Here is a 16,757-nt window from a genome sequence, read left to right on the forward strand (position 1 = left end):
TGGCAGCGTGGTGACGCTGCCGCGGCTGGTGATCGCCGCGCCGGCGTCCGGGCACGGGAAGACCACGGTCGCAACGGGTCTCATGGCCGCACTGCGGTCGGCCGGGCACACCGTGTCGGGGCACAAGGTCGGCCCGGACTACATCGACCCCGGCTACCACGCCCTCGCGACGGGCCGGCCGGGACGTAACCTCGACGCACACCTCGTCGGCACCGACCTGCTCGCACCGCTGCTCACGCACGGCGCCCGCGGCGCGGACGTCGCGATCGTCGAGGGCGTGATGGGCCTGTACGACGGGATGCTCGGCACCGACGGTTTCGCGTCCACCGCCCACACCGCCACGGTGCTCGGCGCCCCGGTGGTCCTCGTCGTCGACGTCTCGCACGCCTCCCGCTCCATCGCGGCGGTGGTGCACGGCATGGCCACGTTCGACCGCGGTGTCCGCATCGCCGGGGTGATCCTGAACAAGGCCGGTTCGGTGCGGCATTCCGACGAGGTGGTCGAGGCCCTGGCCGCGACGGGCGTTCCGGTGCTCGGGGTGCTGCAGCGCGACGACGGGATCTCGGCGCCGTCGCGGCACCTGGGGCTGGTGCCGGCGCAGGAGCGGGCCGGGGCGACCGCCCAGCTCGACCGGCTGGCCGCGCAGATCGCCGCCCGCGTCGATCTCGCCGAAGTGATGCGGATCGCCCGCAGCGCACCGGTCCTCGCCACCGAGCCGTGGGAGCCGGGCGAGTCCGCCGAGGACGGACCGGTCGTCGCGGTCGCCGGCGGTCGCGCCTTCACGTTCCGCTACGCCGAGACCGAGGAGATGCTGCGCGCCGCCGGGTGCCGCACCGTCGTCTTCGATCCGCTGCGCGACGAACGCCTGCCGGACGGCACCGCCGGGATCTACCTCGGCGGCGGGTTCCCCGAGGTGCACGCCGCGGACCTGGCCGCGAACACGCCTCTGCGCGAGCATCTGCGGGCCGCGATCGCGGCCGGCACGCCCACCGTCGCCGAGTGCGCGGGCCTGCTGTACCTGTGCCGCGACGTGGACGGCGCTCCGATGATCGGCGCGGTCGACGCGTCCGCGCGGATGACCCCGCGGCTCACCCTCGGCTACCGCACCGCCGTCGCGCCCCGCGACACGCTGCTCGCCCCGGCGGGCGCGCGGGTGACCGGACACGAATTCCACCGTACCGCCGTGGATTCCACCGGCGACCCGGCGTGGCTGCTGGGCGGTAGGCCCGACGGGTTCGCCTCCGCCACCGTGCACGCGTCCTATCTGCACACCCACTGGGCCGGGCATCCGGTCCTTGCCCGGCGGTTCGCCGAGGCGGTGCGGGCCGCGACGCCGGTCCCCCCGCCGCCACGCACGACCCGTACCGCCGCACCGGACCTGCAGCACCACGGTGACCGGGAGGCGACCCCCGGCCTGGTGGATCTGGCCGTCAACGTCGCGCGCCGGCCGCGTCCGGACTGGCTGGAGGCGGCACTGACGGGCTCGCTGGCCGAACTGGACCGGTATCCGGATCCGCGGGCGGCGCGCGCGGCCCTGGCCGCGCGGCACGGCCGCGATCCGCACGAGGTGCTTCCCACCGCCGGCGGCGCGGAGGCGTTCACCCTCGTCGCCCGCGCCCGCCGCTGGGCGCGACCGGTGGTGATCCACCCGCAGTTCACCGAGCCGGAGGCGGCGCTGCGCGTCGCCGGGCACGAGGTGACCCGGGTGCTGTTGCGGGCCGAGGACGGGTTCGTCCTCGACGCGGCGCCGGTGCCCGACGACGCCGACCTCGTGGTCGTCGGCAACCCGACGAACCCGACCGGGGTGCTGCACCCGGCTGCCGCGCTGCGGGCCCTGGCGCGCCCCGGGCGGGTGCTCGTGGTGGACGAGGCGTTCATGGATGCGGTACCGGGAGAGACCGAATCGCTTGCCGGGGAGTCGATTCCGGGTGTCGTGGTGATCCGCTCGCTCACCAAGACGTGGGCGATTCCCGGGATCCGCGCCGGATACGTGCTCGGTGACGAGTCGATCGTCGCCGAACTGGCCGCGCACCAGCCACCGTGGTCTGTGTCCACACCGGCGGCGGCGGCGATGATCGCGTGCGCGTCGGCGGCGGCCACGGTCGAGGCCGAGCGGGCCGCCGTGCAGATCGCGGCCGACCGCGCCGTCCTCGTGGACGGCCTGACCGCCCTCGGCGTCGCGGTGGCCGGACCGTCCGCGGCGCCGTTCGTGCTGGCACACGTCCCGGCCGGCACGCGGGAGCGCCTGCGGGGCCGGGGGTTCGCGGTGCGCCGCGGCGACACGTTCCCCGGCCTCGGCGCGGACTGGGTGCGCATCGCGGTGCGCGACCCGCAGACGACCGCGGCGCTGCTCGAGGCGTGGCCGACGTGAATGCCCGCGCCGCCGGCCTCGTCCTGGGCTATGCCGCCGACCGGGCGTTCGGCGATCCCCGCCGGTTCCATCCGGTGAGCGGCTTCGGCCGGATCGCGCGCGCGACCGAACGGGCGCTGTACGCGGATCACCGGGCGGCCGGGGCACTGTTCACCGTGGTGCTGGTCGGCGGCGCCACGGGGCTCGGCTACGGCGCGGACCGCCTCACCCGGCGGCGCCCGCTGCTGCGGACGGCGGTGACGGCGGCCGCGACGTGGACCGTGCTCGGCGGCCGCTCGCTGGCGCGGGAGGCCACGACGATCGACGGCCAGCTGCGCCGTGGGGATCTGCCCGCCGCGCGACGGCAGGTCACCCACCTCGTCGGCCGCGACCCGTCGCAGCTCGACGCCGCCGGCGTCGCCCGCGCCACGCTCGAGTCGCTCGCGGAGAACACGTCCGATGCGGTGGTCGCGCCGCTGCTCTGGGGTGCGGTGGCCGGGCCGGCGGGTCTGCTCGGCTACCGGGCCGCGAACACCCTCGACGCCCGCGTGGGCCACCGCACGCCCCGTCACGAGCGGTTCGGCTGGGCGTCGGCCCGGTTCGACGACGTGCTCAATCTGGCTCCGGCGCGGCTGTCGGCGCTGCTCGCGGTCGGCCTGGGCGGCCGGCCGGGTGCGGCGCTGCGGGCCTGGCGCCGGGACGCCCACCGGCACCCGAGCCCGAATGCGGGTCCGGTGGAGGCCGCGTTCGCCGGGGCGCTGGGGGTCACGCTGGGCGGGGTGAACGTCTATCACGGTGTCGTCGAGGACCGCGGCACTCTCGGTGACGGTCCGCCGCCGCAGCCGGCGGACCTGGGGCGTGCGGTGCGGCTCGCCGCGCGGGTCGGCGTGGGAGCGCTGGCGGTGTGCACTGTCCTCACGGTCGCGACCAGGGATGTGGCGCGCATCACGTAAGAGGTGTAACACTGTAATCAGTGAAACACCCTTCGTCCCGAGGAGGACGACATGCGACACACCCCCCACATGCACGGACCCCGCTTCGGACGCCCCGGCGGCTGGCAGCAGGCCGACGTCCCCGATGCGAGCGACGCCACCGAGTGGTTCTCCGGACGACTGCCCGACGACTGGTTCACCGGCCCCGCCACCATCGAGGTCGACCGCGAGGAGATCGTCGTCGTCGGGGAACTCCCCCCGCCCGAGGACGCCGGCGCCGCGGCCGTCGACGGGCGCATCGCCCGCTTCCGGGAGAGCACCCGCCCGGACCGCATGCGCATCGCCGACGAGGCCGAGGCCCGCTACGGCCGGAAGGTCGCCTGGGGCGTCACCCTCGGCGATCGCCGGGTGTTGTTCACCCACTTGGCCGTTCCGGTGATGACCCGGCTGCGCCAGCCCGAGCGCAAGGTCCTCGACACCCTCGTCGACGCCGGCGTCGCCCGGTCGCGTTCCGACGCGCTCGCCTGGTGCATCAAGCTCGTCGGCACGCACAGCGAGCAGTGGCTCGCCGAGCTCCGCGAGGCGATGCGCAAGGTCGACGACCTGCGCGCCGAGGGCCCACAGGTCTGACGCCGCAGATCGGCGCGGCCCGCGGACGTACGCGCGCGAAATTAGATGCGCGGGTGTCTATTTCGCGAGCGGCTCGGCGGCCCAGGCGACGGCGTCGGCGACCGTCGTCACCGTCGGCACCCCCGGCGGCGACGGCGGTCGGCGCACGACGACGACCCGCACGCCGAGTTCGGCCGCGGCGTCGAGCTTGGCGCGGGTCAGGTCCCCGCCGGAGTCCTTCGTGACGAGCACGTCGACGCCGTGGCCGGCGAGCAGCGCCCGCTCGCCGTCGAGCGTGTAGGGGCCCCGGGCGAGCAGCACCGTCCACGAGTCCGGCACGTCGAGGTCCAACGGTTCGACCACCCGCACGAGGACACGGTGCCGCGCGAGGGGGCCGAGGAAGCGGTCGAGGGTCTGACGTCCCGTGCTCAGGAACACGCTCGTGCCCCCGGCCGCTGCCACGGCCGCGGCGTCGTGGTCGTCGACCCACGTCCAGTCGGCGGTGCCGGTCCAGCCCGGCCGCGCGAGGCGCAGCAGCGGCACCCCGGCCGCCGCGCACGCGGTCGCGGCGTTGCCGCTGATCCGCGCGGCGAACGGGTGCGTCGCATCGACGACCCGGTCGATCCCGTTGCCGCGCAGGTACTGTTGCAGTCCCTCGACGCCCCCGAAACCGCCGATCCGAACCTCGCCCACCGGCAGCCGCGGGTTGCGTACCCGTCCCGCGAGCGACGACAGGTACGCCACCCCCGCGGTCTCCAGACGAGCGGCGAGCGCCCGGGCCTCTCCGGTGCCACCGAGAACGAGCACCGTCATGCCAGGCCGCCGGTCAGGGTGGGCAGCGCGGGCCGGTCCCCCAGCATCCCGAGCAGGGTGTCGACGTCGAGGTGCTCCTCGATCATGTCGGCGAGCACCTCGAGGCGGGCCTCGCGTGCGTCGTGGAAGCCGACGGTGCCGGTGGCGACGTCGCGGCCGGTGAGTGCGGCGACCTCGCGGAGCCAGGCGGTGCGCAGGGCGTCGGCCTCGAGGCTGCCGTGCCACATGGTGCCGAACACCGTTCCCGCCCGGGCGCCGCCGAGGAACTCCTCGTCGCCGCCGCGGGAGATGCGGCCGTGGTGGATCTCGTAACCCGAGGCGGGGACCCCGAGCGCCGTCCCGGTCGGCAGCCGCAGCACCTTCTCCGGTTCGAAACGGGTGTGCACGTCCAGCAATCCGAGCCCGTCCACGCACGAATCGCGCGTGCCTTCGACGCCGTGCGGATCGGCGATCCGCCGGCCGAGCATCTGGAATCCGCCGCAGATGCCGAGCACCACGCCCCCACGACGGGCGTGGTCGGCGACGGCGGTGTCGAGGCCGCGACCGCGCAGCCACGCGAGGTCGGCGAGGGTGGCGCGCGTACCGGGCAGGATCACCACGTCGGCACCGGCGACGGCGCGGGGGTCGTCGACGAACCGCACCCGCACGTCCGGCTCGAGGCACAGGGCGTCGACGTCGGTGAAGTTGCTGATCCGGGGCAGCATCACCACCGCGACGGTGAGCGCGCCGGCGCCGTCGTGGGCGGGTCGCGACGACAGGGCCAGCGAGTCCTCCGAGTCCAGCCACAGGTCGCGCTGCCACGGCAGGACACCGAGAACCGGCCTGCCGGTGATCTCTTCGAGCGTGTCGAGGCCGGGCCGCAACAGCCCGACGTCGCCGCGGAACTTGTTGATCACGAATCCGCGGACGAGGGCCTGGTCGGGCGCGTCGAGCAGGGCGAGGGTGCCGTACATGGCGGCGAACACCCCGCCGCGGTCGATGTCGCCGACGAGCACCGTCGGCAGGTCGCCGTGCCGGGCCAGACCCATGTTGACGTAGTCGTGGGCCCGCAGGTTGATCTCGGCGGCGCTGCCGGCGCCCTCGCAGACCACGACGTCGAAGCGGGCGCGCAGGTCGTCGAATGCAGTGAACGCGGCGTCGGCGAGATGTCGTCGCCCGCCCGCGAACTCGCCGGCCTCGAGCTGCCCCGCGGGGCGGCCGAGCACGACGACGTGGCTGCGACGATCGCTGCCGGGCTTGAGCAGCACCGGATTCATCGCGGCCTCGGGCGTCGCGCGGGCGGCCACCGCCTGGATCCACTGCGCGCGGCCGATTTCCACGCCCTCACCGGTGTCCGGGTCGAGGGCCACCATCGAGTTGTTGGACATGTTCTGCGCCTTGAACGGCGCGACCGACAACCCGCGTCGGGCCAGCGCCCGGCAGATCCCGGTGGTCACCACGGTTTTCCCGGCGTCGGAGGTGGTTCCGGCGACGAGCAGGCCCTGTCCCACGCCGGCTACGCCACGCGGACGGGTGCGCGCCGATCGGCGCGTTCGGTGAGGAACGCGAACGCCACCCCCAGGGCGAACCACAATGTGGTCTGGATGACCACGGACGCAACGCGGAAGTCCCACAGCAGCGTCGCCGGGAATCCGGCACCGACCTCGTCGATCGTCGGCAGCACCGCATATCCGAGGCCCACCACGACGAGGAAGGCCAGGACCGGGCCTGCGAGCCGGACGGTGCGCATCTCCTGGCGGGCGAGGGCCTTCGCGACGGCGACCGCCACCGCGAGCGCGACGAGGCCGAGCACGACCGTCGCGACCCACAGGAGCGTGCGCTGGTCGATGGTGTCCGGGTCGCCCACCGCGGGCGGATTGGCCGGGTACTTCAGGAACGGCACCGCCGCGACCGCGAGCCAGCCGGCTCCGGCGCCGAGCAGTCCGAGCACCGGACCCGACAGCGTGGTGTGGCGGCGCGCGAAGTGCAGCACCGAGGCGTACAGCGCACCGAGCGCCAGCCCGCCGAGGGTGGTGGCGAGGATCAGGCCCGCCTTCTGCCCGGTGCGGCCGACGAGGGCGTCCTCGCCGTGGCTGTGACCGGCGGATCCGGCCTCGTGCGTGTGGGTGTGCGCGCCGGTGGCGGCGTGTTCGGCGGCGGATTCCTCGAGCGCGATCGCGGCCTCGATGTGCGGCTCGCCGATCACGAACGCGACGGCGCCGGCGAGCAGGCCCGCGAGGAGACCGGCGAGCAGGCCGCGCAGCAGGATCCGGGTGTAGGGACCGGCCAGTGGGACGCTGTCCGAGACGGCGGCATCCGGGTGCGGTGACACGGCCCCCGCGCTCAGTGACACGGCAGGCCGAGCAGGTGCCGGCCGTCGTGCATCAGTTCGTGCATGAACATGCCGGTGCGCGACACGGCACCCTGGTCGAACCCGACCAGGTAGAGGGTGACGAAGGCGAGCAGCACGACGGCGGTGATCGCGGCAGCCAGCGCTGCCGAACCCATCGTGGACTCGGGGGTGTGGACAGTAGCCAAAGCATCCTCCTGGGATAACGCGTCCCGTCGAAAGTTCTTGCACCGAGGGAGTTTTCTGACTCCCGGACGTCACGTCCGGTCACAGTGGCGCGACCGCTCCGGACTTGCACCGGATTGCCTGCACCTCGGCACGGGTAACGAAGGAACATTCGCACCCCCGCCTTCCCCTGTCAAGGCGAACGCGCGGGGTGTGGTTCGATGACGCCGTGGTTCGTCTCACCCTCCTGGCCCACGCCTCGACGGAGGCGCAACGCGCCGTCCGGTTCCCCGCCGACGAGCCGCTGTCGCAGCGCGGCAGGCGCGAACTCGGGCGCGTGGTGGCGCCGGTGGCCGACCGCGTCGTCGTGGCGCCGGAGCGCCGCACCACCGAGACCGCGGCCACGCTGGGCGCGACGGCCGGTGTCGATCCCGCGCTGCGGGACCTGGACTACGGCGACTGGGCGGGGCTGGCCATGGACGAGGTGCCGGCCGCGGGTCTGCACGAGTGGCTGACCGATCCGCACGCGGCACCGCACGGCGGCGAATCCGTCGCGGCGCTGGGTGACCGGGTGGCGGGATGGCTCGACGAGCTGGCGCCGGGACGGGTCGTCGCGGTGACCCACCCCGCGGTGATCCGCGCCGCGACCGGGTACGCACTGGGCGCGGGACCGCGGTCGTTCTGGCGGATCGACGTGCGTCCGCTCGCCCGGGTCCGGCTGCACGGACGGTCGGGCCGGTGGTCGCTGCGGCTGGACTGAGCCGCGTTACCAGGTGACGTTCTCCTCGCAGCGCCGCCCGTTGACGGTCGTCTCGACCTGCACGGTGGCGTGCTCGAGCCCGTGCGAGGTGAGGACGGCGCGGGCCGATTCGAGCACCCACTGCGGGTCGTGGTCGCTGATCAGGTGCACCGTGGCGACGTCCATCCCGGTCGTCAGGGTCCACACGTGCAGGTCGTGGACGCCGGTGACGCCGGGCAGGGCGGACAGGTCGGCGCGGACCCCGTCGACGTCGAGGTGTGCGGGCGACGCCTGGGTGAGGATGCGCAGCGACGCCGCGGCCAGCCGCACCGCCCGCGGCACCACCCACAGCGAGATGAGGACGCCGACGACGATGTCGGCGAGGGTCCAGTCGAACAGCAGGACCAGGGCGCCGGCGACGAGGACGCCGACGCTTCCGACCGCGTCGGCGAGGACCTCGAGGTAGGCACCGCGGACCGCGAGACTGTCCTTGGCATCGGCGCGCAGGAGCAGCATCACGACGAGGTTGGCGGCCAGACCGGCCGTCGCGGTGAGCACGAGGGCCGTGCCGGGGATGTCGGGGGCGTCGCCGATGCGGTGGATCGCTTCGTAGAACACCCAGACCGCCACGGCGAGCAGGAGTGCGGCGTTCGCCATCGCGGCGAGCACCTCGGCACGGTGCCAGCCGAAGGTGCGGGCGGCGGCGGTGCTCCCGCGCCGCGCGAGGATCAGGGCGGCCATCCCCATGGACATGCCCACCACGTCGGTGAGCATGTGGCCGGCGTCGGCGAGCAGGGCGAGCGAGTCGATCCACAGGGCGACGCCGGCTTCGAGGAGCAGGAACGCCACCAGGATCGCGAGGGCGATCGCCATCCGCCGCAGCCGCCCCCGCGACGGCCCCGCCTCGCCGGGCGCACCGGCTCCGGCGTGACCGTGCGAATGACCGTGTCCGACCCCCATGATCCTCCCTCCGAAGTTTCGGCCATCATATGCAGACATACGCATATGTTCAACGGAGGGGTGGGGGTCAGGACTCGGGCGGATACGCCGGATGCTCCACGGTCGGGGGCAGGGTCGCGATCGCCGAGATCCGTTTCAGCCCCGCCACCTGGAGCAGGTCCACGATCAGCGAGCGGATCTGCGCGAACACCACCGTGGCCGACAGACCCGCACCCTGCACCTGGTCCGGCTTCATCTCCCGGGCCACACTCCGCAGCACCCGGGCCGCCTCCGCCTGGTCCGGCTTCTCCCCCGGCTCGGCGAGGACCATCGCCCTCAGCACGTCCACCGCGTCGGCCAGTTCGTCGATGCGCCGCACCAGCCGCGGATCGAGGATCTCGTCGTCGCGCACGAGCGAGAGCGACCGGCGCGCCAGCACGCGCGTGTTGCGCATGGCGTTGTCGATCGGGTCCGCCGCGGCCGTGAGCCGTTCGAGCCGCGGCCGGCTGTTCCAGTACAGCGGCGAGATGCGGCTGATCTCCTTGCCGCCGGAGATGTTGGTGCGCATCGCGTCGATCGCCGACTGCGTGGCCCGGGCCTCGCGCAGGGCCGCCTCGATCGGCTTCGGGTTGTTCTCGACCAGGCCGGTCTCGACCTTGCGCAGCACGTCCGCCGCCGTGGCCAGCACGTTCGCCGCCTCCCGGCGCGCCCGGCGAACCGGATGCGTGGGAATCACGGCGACGACGGCGATGCCGACCAGGCCGCCGACGAGGGCGTCGACCATGCGGTCGACGCCCCCGGACCCGCCGGGCGGGATCAGGGTCGCCACGAGCACCGCCGAGTTCCCGGCCTGCATGGAGAAGATCGGACCGCTGTTCAGGGCCACCGCCGTGCCCATCGCCATCGCGACGACGAGTGCGATCTGCCACGGACCGCTGCCGATGAACGAGATGATCAGGTCGCCGATGCCGATGCCCACGGTGACCCCGCAGACGAGTTCGACCGACCGGCGCATCCGCGCCCCCAGCGACAGCCCCAGCGACACGACCGCCGCAATGGGCGCGAAGAACGGCTGCTCGTGTCCGACCGGTCCCGTCGCCACCCACCAGGCGATGCCCGCCGCGAGCGCGCACTGCAGGATGGGCAGCGCCGAGGACCGCAGCCGGCGCCCCGACGCACGCAGCCGCCGGCGGACGCCGTCCCTGGTGGGCAGCCGGGGACTAATCGACGCCAAGCGCTTCGGCGGCGCGGGGATCGCAGTCCTCGAGCAGGTCGAGGCAGCGGGCGTGCTCGTCGGCCTCGCCGATCTCCTTCGCGGCGCGGGCCAGCGTGGCGACGCACCGCAGGAAACCCCGGTTGGGTTCGTGCTCGTACGGCACGGGACCGAAGCCCTTCCAGCCGTTGCGGCGCAGCTGGTCGAGACCGCGGTGGTAGCCGGTGCGGGCGTAGGCGTAGGCCGCGATCGTCTCGCCGCGCTCGAGGGCGGCTTCGGCCAGGTAGGCCCACGCGATCGACGCGGTGGGGTGGTCGGCTGCCACCTTCGCCGGATCCTCGCGGTTCAGCAGCGCCGATTCCGCCTCGTCGTCGCCGGGCAGCAGGGTGGGTTGGGGTCCGAGAAGATCACCGAAAGACGTCATGGCCACCATTGTGCCCACCGCGGGACGACGGTCGTTAGGCTGCCCGGGAGAACAGCCGTCCGCTCAGCAAGGGGGATCGCGTGCCGGATCCGAAGAACGAAGACACCACCACGTCCCCCGATCCGGCGACGGGCGCACCCGATTCCTCCGCAGCGCCCGGCGACGCCGAGGGCCCGGCACCGCACGCAGGCCCGCAAGGCGGCACACCGGCCACGGACAACCCCCGTTCCTCCACAGCGCCCGGCGACGCCGAGGGCCCGGCACCGCACGCAGGCCCGCAAGGCGGCACACCGGCCACGGGTCCCGCCGACCGCGCCGCGAACGAGCCGGCCTCGGCGAGCGAGGCAGAGACCGTGGCCATCCCGGCCGCGCGGCGCGCCGAACCGGCCCCCTCCCCCGCCGACGCGCCCACCGCCCGCATCGCCGTCACCACGCACACCCCCAAGCAGGCGCCGCAGCGGATCGTTCCCCAGCGCGCCGAACCGCAGCGGGTCCCGCCGGCGGGGCCGGAACCGCACCGTGCCGAGGCCCGGCGGGTGGAGCCCCAGCGCATCGAACCCCGGCGCACCGAACCACAGCGCGTCCAACCCCAGCGCGCCCAGCCGGTCCCGGGGCCGCAGCGCATCGACCCCGTCGCACCCGGCAGGCGGGGCCGGCGAGGCTGGGTGATCGCCGCGCTCGTCGCGGGACTGCTCGTCGTCGCCGCAGTGGCGGCCGCGGCCGTGAAGGTCTACCTGGACGACCGGGCGGCGAACTCGCCGGAGGCCCGGATCCGCGCCACCGTCGAGACCTTCGTCGGTGCGCTCGCCGCCGGCGACCTGACGACGCTGCGCACCACGACGTGCGGCGGACTGCAGGAGTTCTACGCCTCGGTACCGCCCGAGCAGTTCGCGGACATCCACCGCACCGCCGTCGACCAGGGCACCGTGCCCGTCGTCACCGGCGTCGACAAGGTGCAGATCACCGACGGCCAGGCCATCGCACAGGTCACGGCGCACCCCGCCGGGACGCCGACCGACGTCACCCAGCGCACCTTCGACCTGGCCCGCGAGGGGGAGGACTGGAAGGTCTGCGGCGAATGATCCGCGACGAACGGTAGAGGGCGAACGGTAGAGGCAGAACGAAACGACGCGAGCGGTGCCGCGGGCCGGGCCCGCGTCACCGCTCGCGTCGGACGACTGCGCGGGATCGATCAGCCGGCGGACACCGAGCGGCCCGCGGACTTGAGGTCGTTGCAGGCCTCGACGACCCGAGCGGTCATCGACGCCTCGGCCTTCTTCAGGTAGCTGCGCGGATCGTAGGTCTTCTTGTTGCCGACCTCGCCGTCGATCTTCAGCACACCGTCGTAGTTGGCGAACATGTGCCCGGCGATCGGACGGGTGAACGCGTACTGGGTGTCGGTGTCGACGTTCATCTTCACCACGCCGTAGCTGAGCGCCTCGTCGATCTCGGACTTCAGCGAGCCGGAACCGCCGTGGAAGACCAGGTCGAACGGCTTCGAGCCGGCCGCCAGGCCCAGCTTCTTCGACGCGGCGGCCTGGCCGTCGGCCAGCACGGACGGCTTGAGCTTGACGTTGCCCGGCTTGTAGACGCCGTGGACGTTGCCGAACGTCGCGGCGAGCAGGTACTTGCCCTTCTCGCCGGCGCCGAGCGCGTCGACCGTCTTCTCGAAGTCCTCGATCGAGGTGTACAGCTTCTCGTTGATGGCGTTCTCCACGCCGTCCTCTTCACCGCCGACGACGCCGATCTCGACCTCGAGGATGATGTTCGCGTCCTTGGACAGCGCGAGCAGTTCCTGGGCGATCTGCAGGTTCTCGTCGATCGGGATGGCCGACCCGTCCCACATGTGCGACTGGAACAGCGGGTTCTCGCCGTTCTTCACCCGCTCCTGTGAGATGGCGAGCAGCGGGCGCACGAACCCGTCCAGCTTGTCCTTCGGGCAGTGGTCGGTGTGCAGCGCGATGGTGACGTCGTACTTCGCGGCGATGACGTGTGCGAATTCGGCGAGCGCGACGGCGCCGGTCACCATGTCCTTGACACCGAGGCCGGAGCCGAACTCGGCGCCACCCGTCGAGAACTGGATGATGCCGTCGCTGCCGGCGTCCGCGAAGCCCTTGATCGCGGCGTTGATGGTTTCGGACGAGGTGCAGTTGATGGCCGGGAACGCGAAGGAGTGGTCCTTGGCGCGGGCGATCATCTCGGCATAGACCTCGGGAGTCGCGATTGGCACGGCGGCTGTCCTCCAGATGAGAGTCGATGGGTGCCTTCCCGGGGGTGCGGGAGGGCTCCAGGGTTGTCCCTGCAGTATGTCAACTGTCGGCGCGGGGACACAGTCGGGTGCCCGCCATGATTCGGGTCACCGGCCTCCCACCGGTACTCTGGTGGCCGTGAGTGTGCTCGGAGGACTGGAGTCCGTGACCGTCGTCCCGGAGACCGTGACGAATCTGGCGTTACTGCCGGGATTCCTGGACCCGGTGAATCTGCTCAACTCCTTCGGCACCTGGGTGCTCATCGGCCTGCTGCTCGTGGTGTTCATCGAGTCGGGTCTGCTGTTCCCGTTGCTGCCGGGCGACTCGCTGCTCTTCACCGCCGGTCTGATCGCCGCCTCGAAGTCCGAGGAGATCCCGCCGTTCGCACCGCTGTGGGTGCTGATGGTGACGATCCCGATCGCGGCGATTCTGGGCGACCAGGTGGGCTACTGGATCGGTGCCAAGGGCGGTACGCGCCTGTTCAAGAGCTACGACTCGAAGATCTTCAACAAGGGCTACATCGACCAGTCCGAGGACTTCTTCCAGCGGCACGGTCCGATCACGATCGTCCTCGCCCGGTTCGTGCCCATCGTGCGCACCTTCGCGCCGGTGGTCGCGGGCGCGTCCCGCATGAAGTACCCGGTGTTCCTCACCTACAACATCGTGGGCGGCATCCTGTGGGGCGCCGGCGTGACGCTGCTGGGCTACCTGCTCGGTCAGATCACCATCATCCGCGACAACATCGACATCATCTTCCTGCTGATCGTGTTCGCCTCCGTCGTCCCGATCATCCTCGAGGTCGGCAAGCACCTGATCGCCAAGCGCAGGGCCGCCGCCGTCGTCGAGGCCGACGCCACTGCCGACGAGGCCGACGCCACTGCCGACGAGGCCGACGCCACTGCCGACACGGTGCCGGTGCCGACGACGCGTCGCGACACCACGCCCTGAGCACGCGCGCGAACGCGTCCTCCATGATTCTCGCCGCGGAGACCTTCGGTCCGCTCGAAACCGCCGGGCCCGCCCTGGTGTGGCTCGTCGTCGTGACGTTCGTGTTCGTGGAATGCGCCATCATCCTCGGCCTGTTCCTGCCCGGGGACTCCATGCTGCTGACCGCCGGCGTCGTGCTGGCCGCCCACCATTCCGGTGCGGCGCAGGTGTGGGCCCTGTCGGTCGGGGCGATGGTGGCCGCGATCGCCGGGAACCAGGTGGGATACGTGATCGGCCACCGGCGTGGTCACCACCTCATCGCCCGCCGCAACGGCCGATACCTCAACGCGGCCAACCTGCGGAAGGTCAATGTCCTCCTCGACCGGTACGGGTTCTGGGCGGTGCTGATCGCCCGCTGGATTCCGTGGGTGCGGACGCTGTCTCCGCTGGTGGCCGGGGCCGCGCGGATGAACCACACCCGCTACACGATCGCGTCCACGATCGGCGCGATCCTGTGGGCACCGGTGCTGCTGCTCGTCGGGTTCTACTTCGGCGAGTACCTCGAGCGGGTCTCGTGGCTGCTGCCGACGGTCCTCGCCGTGATGGCCGCCGTCCTCGTCGTGGGCACGGTGCTCGGCGTTCGGCAGTACCGGATCGAGATGGCGCGGCCGGCAGTGGACGTGGAGATCGCGGACGTCGACCCCGACTGAGCGGCCGGCTGCCCCGGTCGACACGGCCTGCACGCCCGCGGCCATCGCCTGAGGCCATCGCCTGAGGCCATCGACTGAGGCCATCGACTGAGCCCGCTGTCGATGTCCGGGAGGGGTGGGGATGCGCGTTCAGACGAGGGCGGGGTCCAGGATGCGGCGCGGAGTGTCCGGATCCAGGCGCACGCCGATGAAGACGATTTCCTGCCCCGGCGTCTCGCCGGTCCGGGACCACGGCTGGGCCGGTTCGAGCACCAGATCGGGGCCGGCCTGCGACCAGACCGCCGCGGTGTCCGGGTCGTCGGCGAACCAGCAGAAGCCCTTGCTGCGCAGCACCCCGTGCAGATTCTCCACGGCCGCCTCGAGCCGGGCGCGGTCGAAGGGGCGATCGGCGCGGTAGACGACGCTGCGGATGCCGTACTCCTCGGTCTCCGGGGTGTGGCCGCCGGCGAGTTCCTCGGCCCAGCCCGGGGCGAGTGCCGCCGCCTCCGGGTCGTAGCGTCCGGTGCCGACGACCTCGCCGATCGGGACGGCGCCGTGGACGGTGCGCAGGAGCCGCGCCGTCGGGTTGAGCCGGCGCAGGGTGGCCTCGACGGCCCCGGCGACGGCGTCGCTCACCAGGTCCGTCTTGTTGAGCAGCAGCACGTCGGCGAATTCGACCTGGTCGACGAGCAGGTCGGAGATGCTGCGCTCGTCGCCCTCGCCGGCCTCGAGATCGCGCTCGTCGAGTCGGTCGCCGCGCGCGAGCTCGGCGAGGAACGTGGTGGCGTCGACGACGGTGACCATCGTGTCGAGGCGCGCGAGCTGCCCGAGGCGGAAGCCGTCGTCGAACTCCCAGTCGAACGTCGCGGCGACGGGCATCGGCTCGGAGATGCCGGTCGACTCGATCACGAGGTGGTCGAACCGGTTCTCCCGGGCGAGCCGCGCGACCGTCTCGATCAGGTCCTCGCGGAGCGTGCAGCAGATGCAGCCGTTGGTGAGCTCGACGAGCTTCTCGGTGGTGCGGTCGAGGCTGCCGTCGACGAGCGCGGCGTCGATGTTGATCTCGCTCATGTCGTTGACGACGACCGCGACGCGGGCACCGTCGCGGTTGGCGAGGATGTGGTTGAGCAGCGTGGTCTTGCCCGCGCCGAGGAAGCCGGAGAGCACGGTGACGGGCAGTGGGGTCGCGGCGGTCATGCCGTCGACGATAACCGTTATCGATAACCGTTTTCAAAATGGGTGCCGTCGGGTCGCGCAGAACTCGGTCCCGGCGCCCGCTCGGTGGCGACGGCGTACGCCGATTCCATCAGCATCCACCCGCTCAGCTGCACCGACAGGTCCCGCTCCGCCACGCCCGAGCTGCGCACCGTGCCGCCGGAGAAACGCGCGATCCCGGGTGCCGTGCCGGGCAGCCGGGCCTGCACGGACCAGTCCCGCCCGAACAACGGCAGCCCCTCGATCTGCAGGCGGTTCGCCCACGCGGCCTGCGCGGACGCGAGCACGATCCGCGCGGCGAGCCGGCGCGCGCGTTCGTCCTCCACGTCGACCACCGGCAGCGTCGTCGCGACCATCGCCAGATACCGGACGAGGATGCCGTTGAACAGTCCCCCGTCCCCACCGCCCCCGCCGGTGATCACCCCACGGTCCGCCAACTGGGTGTCCACGGCCTCGACGAGGGCGTGCACCCGCTCCCGGTGCCGCGGCTCGCCCATCCGCACCGCCAGCTCGGTCTCCAGCCCGAGCACGACGCCCTGGCAGTACGTGTAGACCGCGCGCTCGACCCGGCCACCGCGGATCCCGTCGAAGATCAGGCCGGTCTCCGGATCACGCAGCGTCTCGTGGATCCAGTCCGCCATCTCCTGGGCCCGCAGCAGCTTGCCGGTGCGGGCGAGCAGCAGCCCCGCCGGGCCGTTGGCCGGGGTGTTGTAGAAGTCGTCGCGGCGCCGCCAGGGGATGCCCCCGCCCCGCTCGGGGGCCCACGCCTCGAACAGTTCGCGCTCGAGGACGGCGATGGCGTCGCGGCGGTCGACGTAGAGGTGCCGCTGCGCGCGCTCGAGAGCGAGGCCGAGCCAGGCCATGTCGTCGAAGTAGTTGTTGGTCCAGCCGAGAAGGTTGCGAATCCGGTGCGAGCGCGTCAGCCGCACCACCCGGCGCCGGCGCCGCGGCGTCGCCTCCCGCTCGGCGGCGTCGACCGCGAGATCGATCAGGTGCGCCTGCCACCAGTAGTGCCAGGTGAGGAAGAGTCGTTCGCGGCGCACCGCCGGCCATCCGACGACTCCGATCGCGGTGCCGGGCAACGCCCACAACCGCCGCACGTGCCGCGACGTGACTGCAGCCTCCGCGAGATCCGCCCGCTCGGCCCACAAATCCGACATGTCG

At 72.7% G+C, this 16,757-nt stretch carries 17 protein-coding genes and 1 riboswitch; of the genes, 7 read left to right on the top strand and 10 right to left on the bottom strand.

Annotated elements, in window-relative coordinates:
• Positions 1 to 10: 10 nt before the first annotated feature.
• From ACWPQI_RS18940 to ACWPQI_RS18950, 3 genes are read left to right on the top strand one after another with little or no spacing between them, the layout of a single operon-like run.
• A complete protein-coding gene (locus ACWPQI_RS18940; RefSeq protein ID WP_048772300.1) occupies positions 11 to 2,371 on the top strand; it encodes a cobyrinate a,c-diamide synthase in 2,361 nt (786 codons plus the stop codon).
• A complete protein-coding gene (locus tag ACWPQI_RS18945; protein ID WP_017680726.1) occupies positions 2,359 to 3,303 on the top strand; it encodes a cobalamin biosynthesis protein in 945 nt (314 codons plus the stop codon). Before ACWPQI_RS18940 ends, ACWPQI_RS18945 begins: the two co-directional genes overlap by 13 nt.
• Positions 3,304 to 3,354: 51 nt before the next feature.
• Complete coding sequence (locus tag ACWPQI_RS18950) at positions 3,355 to 3,912, top strand: hypothetical protein (protein WP_010593209.1); 558 nt, start codon at positions 3,355 to 3,357, stop codon at positions 3,910 to 3,912.
• 57 nt (positions 3,913 to 3,969) lie between these two features.
• On the opposite strand, the gene ACWPQI_RS18955 is transcribed toward ACWPQI_RS18950, so the two are convergent.
• Genes ACWPQI_RS18955 through ACWPQI_RS18970 form a run of 4 tightly spaced genes read right to left on the bottom strand, consistent with a single transcriptional unit; the run spans position 3,970 to position 7,191 of the window.
• The gene (locus tag ACWPQI_RS18955; RefSeq protein ID WP_010593210.1) at positions 3,970 to 4,704 is read right to left on the bottom strand and encodes a cobalt-precorrin-6A reductase; all 735 of its coding nucleotides are present in this window, start codon (positions 4,702 to 4,704) and stop codon (positions 3,970 to 3,972) included.
• On the bottom strand, positions 4,701 to 6,194 hold the full coding sequence (locus ACWPQI_RS18960; protein ID WP_474738434.1) for a cobyric acid synthase: 1,494 nt from the start codon (positions 6,192 to 6,194) through the stop codon (positions 4,701 to 4,703). Before ACWPQI_RS18960 ends, ACWPQI_RS18955 begins: the two co-directional genes overlap by 4 nt.
• Before the next feature lie 5 nt (positions 6,195 to 6,199).
• Complete coding sequence (locus ACWPQI_RS18965; protein ID WP_010593212.1) at positions 6,200 to 7,015, bottom strand: CbtA family protein; 816 nt, start codon at positions 7,013 to 7,015, stop codon at positions 6,200 to 6,202.
• 11 nt (positions 7,016 to 7,026) lie between these two features.
• On the bottom strand, positions 7,027 to 7,191 hold the full coding sequence (locus ACWPQI_RS18970) for a CbtB domain-containing protein (protein ID WP_003938359.1): 165 nt from the start codon (positions 7,189 to 7,191) through the stop codon (positions 7,027 to 7,029).
• Positions 7,192 to 7,250: 59 nt separating this feature from the next.
• Positions 7,251 to 7,364: riboswitch (cobalamin riboswitch) on the bottom strand.
• A 63-nt stretch (positions 7,365 to 7,427) separates the two neighbouring features.
• On the opposite strand from ACWPQI_RS18970, the gene ACWPQI_RS18975 reads away from it, so the two are divergent.
• A complete protein-coding gene (locus ACWPQI_RS18975) occupies positions 7,428 to 7,958 on the top strand; it encodes a histidine phosphatase family protein (protein WP_029539931.1) in 531 nt (176 codons plus the stop codon).
• A 6-nt stretch (positions 7,959 to 7,964) separates the two neighbouring features.
• Here the strand turns inward: ACWPQI_RS18975 and ACWPQI_RS18980 are convergent, their stop codons facing one another.
• From ACWPQI_RS18980 to ACWPQI_RS18990, 3 genes are all read right to left on the bottom strand, one after another.
• Positions 7,965 to 8,897 (bottom strand): cation diffusion facilitator family transporter, encoded by a 933-nt coding sequence (locus ACWPQI_RS18980; protein ID WP_017680732.1) that lies wholly within the window; start codon positions 8,895 to 8,897, stop codon positions 7,965 to 7,967.
• Between the two features lie 67 nt (positions 8,898 to 8,964).
• Positions 8,965 to 10,110 carry an FUSC family protein gene (locus ACWPQI_RS18985; protein WP_010593215.1) on the bottom strand — a complete coding sequence of 382 codons (1,146 nt, stop codon included), beginning with the start codon at positions 10,108 to 10,110 and terminating at the stop codon, positions 8,965 to 8,967.
• Positions 10,097 to 10,513 (bottom strand): DUF3151 domain-containing protein, encoded by a 417-nt coding sequence (locus tag ACWPQI_RS18990; protein ID WP_003938363.1) that lies wholly within the window; start codon positions 10,511 to 10,513, stop codon positions 10,097 to 10,099. The genes ACWPQI_RS18985 and ACWPQI_RS18990 overlap by 14 nt, the downstream gene beginning before the upstream one ends.
• 80 nt (positions 10,514 to 10,593) lie before the next feature.
• Here ACWPQI_RS18990 and ACWPQI_RS18995 point away from each other — a divergent pair, with 80 nt between their 5' ends.
• Complete coding sequence (locus tag ACWPQI_RS18995) at positions 10,594 to 11,595, top strand: Rv0361 family membrane protein (RefSeq protein WP_010593216.1); 1,002 nt, start codon at positions 10,594 to 10,596, stop codon at positions 11,593 to 11,595.
• Between the two features lie 110 nt (positions 11,596 to 11,705).
• On the opposite strand, the gene fbaA is transcribed toward ACWPQI_RS18995, so the two are convergent.
• Complete coding sequence (fbaA, locus tag ACWPQI_RS19000; RefSeq protein WP_003938365.1) at positions 11,706 to 12,743, bottom strand: class II fructose-bisphosphate aldolase; 1,038 nt, start codon at positions 12,741 to 12,743, stop codon at positions 11,706 to 11,708.
• Between the two features lie 151 nt (positions 12,744 to 12,894).
• Here fbaA and ACWPQI_RS19005 point away from each other — a divergent pair, with 151 nt between their 5' ends.
• Both ACWPQI_RS19005 and ACWPQI_RS19010 read left to right on the top strand, forming a co-directional pair.
• Positions 12,895 to 13,710: a VTT domain-containing protein gene (locus ACWPQI_RS19005; protein WP_048772111.1), complete on the top strand. Its 816-nt coding sequence runs from the start codon at positions 12,895 to 12,897 to the stop codon at positions 13,708 to 13,710.
• A 23-nt stretch (positions 13,711 to 13,733) separates the two neighbouring features.
• Positions 13,734 to 14,399 (top strand): DedA family protein, encoded by a 666-nt coding sequence (locus ACWPQI_RS19010; RefSeq protein WP_010593218.1) that lies wholly within the window; start codon positions 13,734 to 13,736, stop codon positions 14,397 to 14,399.
• A gap of 129 nt (positions 14,400 to 14,528) precedes the next feature.
• Here ACWPQI_RS19010 and ACWPQI_RS19015 read toward each other — a convergent pair whose 3' ends face one another.
• Both ACWPQI_RS19015 and ACWPQI_RS19020 read right to left on the bottom strand, forming a co-directional pair.
• Complete coding sequence (locus ACWPQI_RS19015) at positions 14,529 to 15,575, bottom strand: GTP-binding protein (RefSeq protein WP_010593219.1); 1,047 nt, start codon at positions 15,573 to 15,575, stop codon at positions 14,529 to 14,531.
• A gap of 17 nt (positions 15,576 to 15,592) precedes the next feature.
• Complete coding sequence (locus ACWPQI_RS19020; protein ID WP_048772109.1) at positions 15,593 to 16,753, bottom strand: glycoside hydrolase family 76 protein; 1,161 nt, start codon at positions 16,751 to 16,753, stop codon at positions 15,593 to 15,595.
• Between the last annotated feature and the right edge of the window lie 4 nt (positions 16,754 to 16,757).

This window comes from Rhodococcus sp. LMD (assembly GCF_056108245.1).

Excerpts from the sequence above, each read along its gene's own strand:
- ACWPQI_RS18950 (WP_010593209.1), top strand. The coding sequence starts at position 3,355 with ATGCGACACACCCCCCACATGCACGGACCCCGCTTCGGACGCCCCGGC.
- ACWPQI_RS18955 (WP_010593210.1), bottom strand. The coding sequence starts at position 4,704 with ATGACGGTGCTCGTTCTCGGTGGCACCGGAGAGGCCCGGGCGCTCGCC.
- ACWPQI_RS18970 (WP_003938359.1), bottom strand. The coding sequence starts at position 7,191 with ATGGGTTCGGCAGCGCTGGCTGCCGCGATCACCGCCGTCGTGCTGCTC.
- ACWPQI_RS18980 (WP_017680732.1), bottom strand. The coding sequence starts at position 8,897 with ATGGGGGTCGGACACGGTCATTCGCACGGTCACGCCGGAGCCGGTGCG.
- ACWPQI_RS18990 (WP_003938363.1), bottom strand. The coding sequence starts at position 10,513 with ATGACGTCTTTCGGTGATCTTCTCGGACCCCAACCCACCCTGCTGCCC.
- ACWPQI_RS19010 (WP_010593218.1), top strand. The coding sequence starts at position 13,734 with ATGATTCTCGCCGCGGAGACCTTCGGTCCGCTCGAAACCGCCGGGCCC.
- ACWPQI_RS19015 (WP_010593219.1), bottom strand. The coding sequence starts at position 15,575 with ATGACCGCCGCGACCCCACTGCCCGTCACCGTGCTCTCCGGCTTCCTC.
- ACWPQI_RS19020 (WP_048772109.1), bottom strand. The coding sequence starts at position 16,753 with ATGTCGGATTTGTGGGCCGAGCGGGCGGATCTCGCGGAGGCTGCAGTC.